Origin of the sequence: Rhizobium skierniewicense Ch11, from assembly GCF_023757665.1 — a bacterium.
GTDB lineage: Bacteria > Pseudomonadota > Alphaproteobacteria > Rhizobiales > Rhizobiaceae > Agrobacterium > Agrobacterium skierniewicense.
This window is the reverse complement of record NZ_RXPG01000005.1, coordinates 495,544-505,528: the sequence shown is the minus strand read 5'-3', so window position 1 is coordinate 505,528 and position 9,985 is coordinate 495,544. Positions and strand designations below refer to the sequence as shown.

17 protein-coding genes are annotated in these 9,985 nt (G+C 57.0%); 1 reads left to right on the top strand and 16 read right to left on the bottom strand.

The features are described from left to right. Positions 1 to 16 precede the first annotated feature (16 nt). From tnpC to EKM04_RS05875, 3 genes are all read right to left on the bottom strand, one after another. Positions 17 to 1,609, bottom strand: coding sequence for an IS66 family transposase (gene tnpC / locus EKM04_RS05885; protein WP_183897998.1), 1,593 nt, complete (start codon positions 1,607 to 1,609; stop codon positions 17 to 19). Positions 1,610 to 1,682: 73 nt separating this feature from the next. Next, complete coding sequence (tnpB, locus tag EKM04_RS05880; protein ID WP_183897997.1) at positions 1,683 to 2,027, bottom strand: IS66 family insertion sequence element accessory protein TnpB; 345 nt, start codon at positions 2,025 to 2,027, stop codon at positions 1,683 to 1,685. Next, the gene (locus EKM04_RS05875; RefSeq protein WP_183897996.1) at positions 2,024 to 2,401 is read right to left on the bottom strand and encodes a transposase; all 378 of its coding nucleotides are present in this window, start codon (positions 2,399 to 2,401) and stop codon (positions 2,024 to 2,026) included. Before EKM04_RS05875 ends, tnpB begins: the two co-directional genes overlap by 4 nt. Positions 2,402 to 2,426: 25 nt before the next feature. Between EKM04_RS05875 and EKM04_RS05870 the strand changes: the two genes are divergently transcribed. Then, complete coding sequence (locus tag EKM04_RS05870) at positions 2,427 to 3,281, top strand: hypothetical protein (protein ID WP_183896976.1); 855 nt, start codon at positions 2,427 to 2,429, stop codon at positions 3,279 to 3,281. On the opposite strand, the gene EKM04_RS05865 is transcribed toward EKM04_RS05870, so the two are convergent. The 13 genes from EKM04_RS05865 to EKM04_RS05805 form a co-directional block, all read right to left on the bottom strand. Then, a complete protein-coding gene (locus EKM04_RS05865) occupies positions 3,245 to 3,448 on the bottom strand; it encodes a hypothetical protein (RefSeq protein WP_183896975.1) in 204 nt (67 codons plus the stop codon). The two genes, EKM04_RS05870 and EKM04_RS05865, sit on opposite strands and share 37 nt — an antisense overlap. A gap of 329 nt (positions 3,449 to 3,777) precedes the next feature. After that, positions 3,778 to 4,695, bottom strand: a complete 918-nt coding sequence (locus EKM04_RS05860; RefSeq protein WP_183896974.1) for a DUF5131 family protein — start codon at positions 4,693 to 4,695, stop codon at positions 3,778 to 3,780. After that, on the bottom strand, positions 4,688 to 5,293 hold the full coding sequence (locus EKM04_RS05855; protein ID WP_183896973.1) for a hypothetical protein: 606 nt from the start codon (positions 5,291 to 5,293) through the stop codon (positions 4,688 to 4,690). The genes EKM04_RS05860 and EKM04_RS05855 overlap by 8 nt, the downstream gene beginning before the upstream one ends. Beyond that, positions 5,286 to 5,660 (bottom strand): hypothetical protein, encoded by a 375-nt coding sequence (locus EKM04_RS05850; protein WP_183896972.1) that lies wholly within the window; start codon positions 5,658 to 5,660, stop codon positions 5,286 to 5,288. The genes EKM04_RS05855 and EKM04_RS05850 overlap by 8 nt, the downstream gene beginning before the upstream one ends. 3 nt (positions 5,661 to 5,663) lie before the next feature. Continuing rightward, positions 5,664 to 6,356 carry a hypothetical protein gene (locus tag EKM04_RS05845; protein ID WP_183896971.1) on the bottom strand — a complete coding sequence of 231 codons (693 nt, stop codon included), beginning with the start codon at positions 6,354 to 6,356 and terminating at the stop codon, positions 5,664 to 5,666. Continuing rightward, entirely contained in the window at positions 6,349 to 6,777 is a 429-nt protein-coding gene (locus EKM04_RS05840) for a DUF7694 domain-containing protein (protein ID WP_183896970.1), read from the bottom strand. Before EKM04_RS05840 ends, EKM04_RS05845 begins: the two co-directional genes overlap by 8 nt. Further along, positions 6,774 to 7,061, bottom strand: a complete 288-nt coding sequence (locus EKM04_RS05835; protein WP_183896969.1) for a hypothetical protein — start codon at positions 7,059 to 7,061, stop codon at positions 6,774 to 6,776. Before EKM04_RS05835 ends, EKM04_RS05840 begins: the two co-directional genes overlap by 4 nt. Beyond that, entirely contained in the window at positions 7,058 to 7,717 is a 660-nt protein-coding gene (locus tag EKM04_RS05830) for a hypothetical protein (protein WP_183896968.1), read from the bottom strand. The genes EKM04_RS05835 and EKM04_RS05830 overlap by 4 nt, the downstream gene beginning before the upstream one ends. After that, complete coding sequence (locus EKM04_RS05825) at positions 7,710 to 8,105, bottom strand: hypothetical protein (RefSeq protein ID WP_183896967.1); 396 nt, start codon at positions 8,103 to 8,105, stop codon at positions 7,710 to 7,712. The genes EKM04_RS05830 and EKM04_RS05825 overlap by 8 nt, the downstream gene beginning before the upstream one ends. After that, the gene (locus EKM04_RS05820; protein ID WP_183896966.1) at positions 8,102 to 8,632 is read right to left on the bottom strand and encodes a hypothetical protein; all 531 of its coding nucleotides are present in this window, start codon (positions 8,630 to 8,632) and stop codon (positions 8,102 to 8,104) included. The genes EKM04_RS05825 and EKM04_RS05820 overlap by 4 nt, the downstream gene beginning before the upstream one ends. A gap of 124 nt (positions 8,633 to 8,756) precedes the next feature. Then, complete coding sequence (locus EKM04_RS05815) at positions 8,757 to 9,176, bottom strand: helix-turn-helix domain-containing protein (RefSeq protein WP_183896965.1); 420 nt, start codon at positions 9,174 to 9,176, stop codon at positions 8,757 to 8,759. Then, positions 9,169 to 9,414, bottom strand: a complete 246-nt coding sequence (locus tag EKM04_RS05810; protein WP_183896964.1) for a hypothetical protein — start codon at positions 9,412 to 9,414, stop codon at positions 9,169 to 9,171. Before EKM04_RS05810 ends, EKM04_RS05815 begins: the two co-directional genes overlap by 8 nt. Then, the gene (locus EKM04_RS05805; protein WP_183896963.1) at positions 9,404 to 9,985 is read right to left on the bottom strand and encodes a hypothetical protein; all 582 of its coding nucleotides are present in this window, start codon (positions 9,983 to 9,985) and stop codon (positions 9,404 to 9,406) included. Before EKM04_RS05805 ends, EKM04_RS05810 begins: the two co-directional genes overlap by 11 nt.

Genomic DNA, 9,985 nt, shown 5'->3' with positions numbered 1-9,985 from the left:
GGCAAGCTGAGACCGTTCAGCGCGTGTAATTCCACGGCATGAGTGCATCGAGATCGCTGCTGGGCCAACCATTGGCTATGCGCTCGAGTGTCTGGGTGAGCCAGGCCTGCGGATCGATATTGTTCATTTTCGCTGTTTGAAGGAGCGTGGCGATTGTTGCCCAAGTCCTTCCACCGCCATCGCTGCCGGCGAAGAGGCTATTCTTCCTGGTAATTGTCTGGGGCCTGATTGCACGCTCGACTATGTTGTTATCGAGCTCGATGCGGCCGTCGGTGAGGAAGCGCTCGAAGATGGAGCGACGCGAGGTTGCATAGCGGATCGCCTCGGCCAGCTTCGACTTGCCAGAGATCCGCGGTAGGGTCTTCTCCCAGAGGGCGAAGAGCTCCGTGACAACCGCAGCAGATGTCGCCTGGCGCGCGGCGACACGGGCGTCAGGGCTTTGCCCGCGAGCTGTTTCTTCCACCTGCCAGAGCTTCGCCATCAGTTCCACCGTCTCGGTGGCGATCTTGGAGCTGTCTGAGGCATGGAGCTCGTAGAACCTGCGCCTGCTATGGGACCAGCAGTAGGCCAGCATCACGCCGTCATTGCCTCCGTCAGATCTGGCAAGCTTGTTATAGGCACCATGTCCGTCAACCTGCAGAATACCGCGATAGCCACTCAGATGCCGGGCGACCCGATCGCCAGCACGGCTATCTTCGAAGCGATAGGCAACCATCGGCGGGCTACTGCCACCGAAGGGTCTGTCATCGCGGGCATAAGCCCAAAGCCAGGCCGTCTTGGCCGATCCGGATCCGGGCGCGAGTGTGGGCAACGTCGTCTCGTCAGCGAAGATACGCTCAGCCTTCTTGATCTCGGCGAGGATGTAGTCGGCCAGGATATCAAGTTCAAAGCCAAGCTTACCCATCCATTGAGCCATCAGTTTCCGGTCAAGCTCGACCTTGTCGCGAGCATAGATTGCCTCCTGCCGATAGAGCGGAAGGCCATCGGCATACTTAGAGACGGCGATCTGCGCGAGAAGCGCTTCCGTCGGAATGCCCGCCTCGATAATGTGCGCGGGTGCGGCGGCCTGAATGACGCCGTCTTCATTTTTGAAGGCATACTTCGGTCGGCGCGTGACGATGACGCGGAACTTCGCCGGCACGACGTCAAGTCGCTCCGAGACGTCTTCTCCGATCAGCACCTTCTGTTTGCCGACGTGTTCGGGCAGTTCATCCGGCTCGATCACCACTTCAACCCGTTCCAGATGCGGTGCGAAGCCTTTGCGCGGCCGCGGCGGACGTTTGCTGTCGGGATGGGTTGCGCCCTTGTTGACCTGGGCTCGGATCGCCGCGATGCCGGTCTCGATTTCCTCGAAGACAAAGGCCTGCTGCTCATCATCGATGCCTGGAGAGCCGAGTTTTTCTGATCGCCGGCCAAAGCGGGCACGATCAAAGGCTTTCAGGATTTGGGTCAGTCGTTCGATGCGTTCATCAGCATCGGCGTTTCTGGCTTTCAGGTCTGCGACCTCGCTCTCAAGAGCCTCGGTGCGCGCTGCCTTCTCGGCCATGGCAAGGACCATAGCTTTCAGGGTCTCTATATCATCCGGGAGCTGCAGATCGGGCGGCGTCATGACGTCTACTAGAGCATATTTTGCTCCGGTTTTCCTGCCCTTTCAGGCGGTTGATTCACTTTGCCGCAGGCATTTACCCAACAATCTCCGGCGGCTTCACCGCCACCGAGCGCACCCGTTTCCAGTCCATGCCGTCAACGAGCGCCAAGAGCTGGGCATGGTTGAGCTGGACTCGGTTGTGGCCTATCCGCGGCCAGCAAAACTGCGCCTTCTCCAGCCGCTTGGCGTAAAGGCAAACCCCGGATCCATCCCACCAGACGATCTTGATCCGGTCGGCCCGTTTGGCCCGGAAGACATAAAGCGAGCCGTTAAATGGATCACTGCCAGCATCCCGCACCAGCGACAGCAGGCTGTCCGGCCCTTTGCGGAAGTCGATGGGATGGCTGGCCAGGAAGACCTTTACACCTGCCGGGATCATGCTGAGCGAACCGCTCGGATGACACGCTGCAGATGCGCTTCTTCAACCTGCCGGCCAACCCGCACAACGATACCGTCAATGTCGATTTCGACGACGGGGTCAGGTGCGACGCTCTGCGGATCAACTGCCGCTGCTAGTCCAGACCCATCACTGCCCAACAGCTCTCTACGCCAGCGGTAGAGTTGAGACGGCAAGATACCGATCTGCCGCGCCACTGCAGACATGTTCACACCGGGCTGACAGGCCTGCTCAACCGCTGTGGCCTTGAACTCGTCGGACCAGAACCGCCGCAACTGTCGCGGCGACCCGTCAAGGCGATCGGGCACCGCCTCGATCATTCGCATCAACCCAAGGCCAGCCGCAGGTCTAGACATAGATCCTCACATTCAGACAACTCGTATGCCCGACATACCCTACTCAGCATCAGCCGCGCCAGATGGGGTCTCCTTGCCGCTTACCTTCAAAGTAACGCGTTCGGATAAGATCACCACTCCTGGCATGATCGATACGCAGATGATCAACCATCTAATAGATTCGGATTTAGTCATATGTGACATGAGTTTGTTGAACGCGAATGCGTTTTACGAAATGGGTATCAGGCATATGACCAGAAAGCCTACGATACACATGTTCGTGGTCGGCACCGAAATTCCTTTTGATGTTAAGCCCTATCGGGCCATCGAGTTCAGTTGGCATCAGCACAGCCACTTGTTGGAGGCCCGGAGGCAGCTAGAAGAAGCGATTAGGGACGCGACAGCGCCGGAGCATTTGCCGGACAATCCTGTCACCAAGGCTATCAACTTTCAGCAAATAGAAAAATCGGCTACTTCAATCGACAAACTACTTTTGCATGAATTGGAAAGTGTGAAACAGGATCTCGCCTTGCTGAAGCGCAAGCGGCCTGTCGGCCCCGCAGACTCCTTTCTGTCTAAACTTAAAGCTAGCAAACCCTATTACACTTCAACTAGTGTCTCCGAAATCCTTGCTCAGGATATGCCCGCGCACATTGAAATTGTACTGGATTCGTCGCAGTTGAGCGAACCCGTGGATGAAGCAATTCATCGAGCGCTCGGAACGATTGAAAGTCTGGGTTGGAAAACGGAAGGATCGAGGGTCTTCCTAAATGTCTACGTACCAAAGCTGTCAGAGATCAATCCGATAATTGAAAAGCTTCGGATCATTGGCTTTCTGATTGTGACTATCAATCCTTCAGATCGTCAATTTGACCTCAGTGGTGATCGGTCCGGAACATGAACCAGCGCCTGCAGGCGTTCGCATTCGGCACCGAGCGCCGCGATTTTGTCTTCGCGCTCACGAACAGCGGCCCACATACCGCTGTCGAAATAGGCGTCCTTGTCGGGGTCGCCGGATTCATCGGTGCGCCATGTGGCGGCCAGTTTGGCCCAAAGCTTATTCAACAAGTTCGTTCTCCTTCAGAAAATCCTCGAGGCCGACGGGCGGCGGCTCAGAGGAGGTGAAATATTGGACCATCGACGCGACGAGGCGCTCAGGCATCACAGGCCACCTTTGCCTTCGCGGCCAATCATGTGGGGCTTGCACTGGCAATACATGCGCCAGCCCTCTCTCGCCGATATCTCGCCATCACAGCCGCGCACCTTAACAATGCGAACGATGCAGCGCCGTGTGGCTCTATTCTCCGCTTGCTCGGCGTTTAGGTACTCGAGGTAGGCAACGAAATTTGCGTATGCTGACCGGCGCTCGGCGAAGCGGTAATTAAGCCCTGGGGTGGTCATGAGAGCGCCTTTGGAAATTGGAGATATTCAGTGCCGTACATTTCCCGGCCAGCAGCCTTCTTGCCCACGCGGACCATGGTGACGGTGCCGAGATTGGTGACAGAGAACGCGTTTCCGTCGCGGCGCAGCTCCATCGCCGGGTAAGCAGCCATCGGTTTAATCGTCGGAAGGCGTACCGCGACGTCATGCGGCACCCACTCGCCCCACTGCTTGAACAGGAATGGAACCGGCTTACGTGGATAGCTGCGCAGCGTGCAGGCGTTCTTGATATCATCCAGCCACTCGGGATGCATTGGCCGGGCATCAGGTCCGCTCTCGCCGCCGACAATGACCCAATCGATATGGTCCAGCCATTCCGCTTTCAGCCTGGTGCGTTCGAGCAGCGGTTCTAAGCTCAAGCCAATCCATGGCAAGCCGAGGCGCTGCTTCAGGTCGATGAGGCGGGGTATGTCCCGATCCGCTTCGCGCTGTGACGTGACCGAGAACATCAGGCCGATGTGTTTCGGCCAGTTATCGAGCCATGACGCGGGCACCATCTTGGCGACGTTCACGCCCCGCTTGGTCAGGAGGATGATATTCACCCAGCGCGCGTCCGCTGCTTTTGCAAAGAGCTCCGCGCGCCATGCATCATCCACCTCATTGTCGAACGTGTCTGACATTGACTGCATGAACACGCGGATTGGGCGACCATAGTCACTGAAAAAGGTCCGGGCAGATTTGGTGTTTAGCTTCTTCAACAGTGCCACAGCGCCGTTAATCTTGCGGCGCGGCGCGTTCGGTCCCCATTCGCCGGTGCCGCGAAAGTTGTTCCACGTCTCGGCATAGCAATGATCGCAGCCGGGAGAGACCTTTGTGCAGCCCCACCAGAAATTCACGGTGGCGTCGCACCACTCGATGGCGGAGGTTTCAGCCATGGGAGGCACCCGTCAACTCGTCGAACCGCTGCATGAACTCAAGCGCCGCCCTCGCTGGATCCCAAGGGACGATCTCGAAATCATAAGGGACTGCTTCGTCCTCGTGGTTCCATCGCTCACCACGCCACGGCAGAAGGTCGCGGCGCTCTGTGGCCAGCATCCGGACGTCAGCCTGTTTGATCTCAAGCGGGTGCGTCATTTCAACGCCGAACCGTCTGAGGATCGCCGCCTCGCACCGTTTCTCGATCACTTTGTACTCAGGGAGGAGCTTCTTAAGCGGCGCAGTCATATCGCCACAGACGGCCTCTCCAACCTCGTGCATCAACGCCTGCATCGCTAACTCCGGAGCTACGGCTAGGCTCATTCGGACGCAATGTTCTGCGACCGAGTAAAACACTCGGATGTGCCGAGCCCTGCTTACGCACTGCCCAGCGCATCGCCCTTCGAACGCCAAGCCGTAGGCAATGTCCTCAATGGTAATGGAGCTGTTATCGGGATCTTCGAAATCGAAGTAGGTGCCCGATCCGAGCAGAATGGTGGGACCGATAGCGGTGCGGATGGTGCTATCGCGGAGCCTCTGGATTTCAGTTTCAGACATTGGCTGGCTCCGTTTTTAAGCCTTCCACCCACTCCACGAAGGCTGAGAGGATCGGCTGGACGTTTACTTCATCCGCCCACCCTGCAAAGCCGATGAACCCGTTATCATTGAACGTCACGGCTTCGCGGTCTTTGAAATAGAACGCCTTGCAATAGAGGCCGCACCCAAAGCCGCCGTGTTGGAGCCAGACCTTAATTTTCGACTGGATGCGGTATGTCCCCGCGCTTCTGCCCGATGGGGCCATGAGGCCCGAGGATTTCATCTTCGTACCAATCAGGTCGCGAAGCTTCTGGACGCTGCTAGCAGTCAAATGTGCGTACGTCAGCCCGCTTGTATCCCAAGCCGCCCGCGCTTCTTCTCTGGTCATGCCTCAATCCGCCCCATATTCGAGGGAGGGGTCAAGCTCGTCCATGATGAGTTTCGAGCCGCACGCGTAGGCCGAGAAGATCATCTTCTGATAGCCCCAGTAGGCCCCCACGCTGATTACCTTACCAACGTCACGCCGGTCGAGGGTAAGGCCTGAAATCGTGCCTTCTGAACTAACGTAGAACTGCGTCTCGCAATTATAGCGTTTGAGAGTATCGCCGTCCGGGTCCATACCGACGTGGTAGCATCCTGCGCTGTAATCGCTTTCTTCAACGAAGACGGCGATCTTGCCCCACGGCCTGTCACCCATATCCTTCGCGTGTTCTGTCATCTTTTCGATGACATCCGAAAATTTCAGTTCTTTCGGTGCGATCTGCAAGAGCTCCTGCATCTCGGTCGCGAGCTTCGCGTTCAACATCTCGGAAATGTTCGCATCGAGTCGCTCGCGAAGCAGAGCCATGACCATCACGCCGTAGGCCGGGACGTCGATCCTGTCGCCAATCGAAAGCGCTTCCGATACAGCCGCCGTCATCTGTTTTTTGAGATTTCCGCCGTAGCGGAATTCATCGTCGACTGCACCCTTGATCGCTTCATCGATCTTCTTGTCGATAAGCGTCCGAATGTGCTCTTCCGACGTTTTGCGGGTGACTTCCGCCAGAATGTAATCTTGCAGGTTTGCCGGTGCCGTTTCAGTCATTGTTCGTCCTCGTAAACAGGGAAAAGGGCAGGGGCGCTGGCAGCACCCACAGGTGATACATGTCGGCGGCATCGATGATTTCAGCCTTGGGCGGGTAGACTTCGACAGCCGTTGCCTCCGGCCCCGCGATCTCGTCTTTGATCCGCTGCATCTCGGGCCAAGTCGGGCGGACGCCAGACAGTGAGGTGATCCCGAGGTGACGCGTGCCGTCGGGCAGCGTACGTTCAAGAATGCTGAAAACGTTGTTGCGATGAGCCGTCGTGAACTCAGCGGTCCATCCGTTTGGTGAGACGCTGCCGCGTGGAAATATCAGGGTTTCCCACGCCGACCATTTACCGGATCTGCGAGCGATGCCCTCATCGCGCAGGATCAGACGGCGATTACGGCGGGGCAGCATATCGAAGTGCGATTGGGCTCTCATTCGGCCACCTGGCCGATCTGCACCGTCGTTGCCGGTAACGCTTTACGCCGCTCAATCTCTGCGGCGAACTCTTGGGCACACTTCATCAGTATGTCTTTGATGCTGATCCGCATAAAAAGTTCATCTTCTGCCGATAGCTCGAAGCCAACGCCGGAGATGTTGCGGGAGAGTGTAAAGGGTCCGATCTTCCCGATGGTCTCGATAAGTGTCAAAGAGCCGAAATCACGAATAGATCCGATTTCGACTGTAGCGGTGCCGATGGATTTGATGATTAGGCCGCTCATGCCGCCACCTGATCAATATTCGCGTTGATCGTGACGAAGGTGTAGGCAACCACCCATGGGTTTGCGTCCCATGAGTTAAGTCCATTGATGCGTTCCCATAGATCTGCGTACCAATCGCGGGCATTGCTCCACTCATCGCCGCCAAGGTGCATTGCGGTGGCGCTATTAAAAACGCGACCTGAAGCCTTGCCTTTGAAGCAACCCTCGGCAACCGCATCGGTCTCGCTTATATCCTGCAAGCGCTCGATCCGCACATCTGTGATTTTAAGGGTCAGGCGTGAGTGCTTGCGGAACATGAACCGACCGGGACGCTTGTGCCACGCCGGGGTGTATGGGTCAGCGTTGCTCATTCCCTTGCGGAACTCTGCCGGCGCGTCGAACACCACAACCGCCGAATCCTCGACGAAGTGCCACTTCTGTTTCCCGCCCTTGGTCTTTGCTGTGCCTTTCGGCTCCCAATGGCCGTAGCGGAAATGGGTTTCGCAGACGTAGAGCCGGTCGTTAACATGGACTTTTGTGTGAATAGGCTTCCAGCCATTCGAGGTCAGTTCCAGCGTCCCATAAGGTGGCTTTAAAGCACGCCGTGTCTGTGTCTTGCGCCCAGCGAGAAGAGCAGCGACCATCGTACCGTTGAAAAGAATTGCGCGCTCAACCATGGACCGCCACCAACTTGTCGTCAGGGCTGCCGCCCTTGGCGATGTGAGCGTCGTATTCCGCACGAAGCCTGTCGGGGTCCGCGTGTTCCAAGTCTTCGTCAACGAACATCTCTGGCTCGTCAATCAGCGATTGATAGGTAGGTGCGCACTCGAAGCACATCGGCGTATCGCCGCCGTGGTATAAATCGCCTTCGAAGATAGGAGCGCGACATGCTTCGCATCGAAGGCACTCAACCTCGCCAAGTTCCTTATCGACGGCATCGAGCGCGTCCAGCGCAGCCAGGTATTCCTGCTCGGTATGCCTGATGAGCTCATAGCGCTGCTCTTCCAATTCATCGACATTGGCTTGGGCGTCGGCCCAACGCTGTTTCAGGTCAGCATTGCTCATGATGCACCGCCTTCCGGTGCCGATGCCTCGCCGATGGTGCCGAGAATTGGGGTGGCTTCCTCGAAGTCGACAAGCCTGATCGGGCGTGTCGTTTTCTCAATGTCTTCATCGGAAATGATGCCGATCTTTGCCGTTTCATCGTACAGGTATTCGACGGTGCCAGCTTTTATAGTGGGTGAGCAGATACGATCTCCCACCTTGAACGGGATTTTCACCCCGTGCTCAGACACCCATACCGCAACCACTTTTTCGTGCGCCTGGTAGAGCGAAAATTGATCCAAAATTTCTACAAGACGAGCGTCAGGCGACCAGCCATACCGACGTTCCAGATTGCTTGCGAAGGTGTAAGCGTTGGTATCGATGCAGCGCACCAACACTTCCTTCAGCGCCTTTTGCTGAAACTGGCTGCTCTCCTCGATCCACTCGGCAACATCATCAATGATGCTATCTACCGCGATTTCGCGCACTGCATCGTCGTAATATTTCGGGCGTGCTGGAATGGCCGTCCCCGTCGTCGTATCAGTCATAACAATCTCCATCAGACCTGTTCGGGAAACCCCGCCGAAAATTCAGGCGAGGAAACCGGAGCGGGTCAAAACTCTCAAAGGCCAGGGGGAACAATGGATTAATGAGAAGTTCTGATGTTTGAGATTAATTATCGCCGCTGCAGCTGCTGTTAGCGACGAGCTCGACCACGCCGAGAAGCTTGCGCCGGGCTTCGCTATCGCCGACCCGCAGCCACAGCTTGGCAAGACGGATGCCGTCGGGACGCTGCATGAACGTCGTGAGATCGTCCTGCTTCCCGTCGTTCTCCGTCACTCCATGACTTGGCGAGCCGTCAAAGAAATAGCTTGGCGGGACAGATAGAACCTCGGCGATGCGATGCAGGCGGCTGGCGCCGACACGGTTGGTGCCCTTCTCGTATTTCTGGACTTGCTGGAAAGTGATACCCAGCGCATCGCCCAGCTTCTCCTGGCTCATTCCAACCACTGCACGGCGTGCGCGGATTTTAGCGCCGACGTGGATATCTACCGGGTTGGGCTTCTTGGCGTGTTGAGCGGTATCAAGCATTGTATTCTCCTTGGGTTAGGCCCATGCGGGCGGCGTAGTCACGTTCCGCCTGAGCCATCATGGCGTCTTGGCGGTCGATGCTTGTTTGGATTTCGAGGATCTGGCGCTCGGTGCGCCGACGATCCAGTTCGCGGTGAAGCTTCCCGGTGCACAGGCCAAGCGCATACAGCGCGCCAGCGATAAGCCCGGCGCAGACCGCCAACAGCGGGGCGGGGAGATTGAGGAAACTATGCAGCACGTTCGATCTCCGGATATTCGATTTCCGGGCGCGCCAGCTTCCTGATGCGCCGCTTATCGATGAGTTGCATTGGATGGAAAACAGGGCCGCGCCGGTGCTGAATGTCGAAGCGGTACCAGGCGTAATTATCTTTGCTGTCGTGTTCGGTTTTGCTGAACCAACGCACGCGCCCGATTGGAACAACATCTGTGCAATGGGTCATGAATTCGCGGGCTTGCAGATTGTATTTGAAGTCAGCTTCCAGCAGCAGCCAAGTCGGCGCGATCCGCATGAACCGCTCGATCATCGGCTTCAAGATTTGCCATGTGTAAGGCGGGTTGGTGATGATCGCATCGACACGGTTTTGCAGCAGCCATGGATCTAACAGCGCATCAATGCTGAACTGAATGTCACCACTATGCTTACAGGTCGGGCCAAAGCTCTCTATCCAGCGGATCAGGCGTCCGTTCGCGCAGCACGGCTCGGAGAACGTATCTACGCCATGGAGAAAGGGCCGCAGCGGTAAGGCGGCCTCGTACGGAGACAAATACCTGTCGTGTTTGCTGCGCTGAAAGTCCGAACGCTTGCCCAC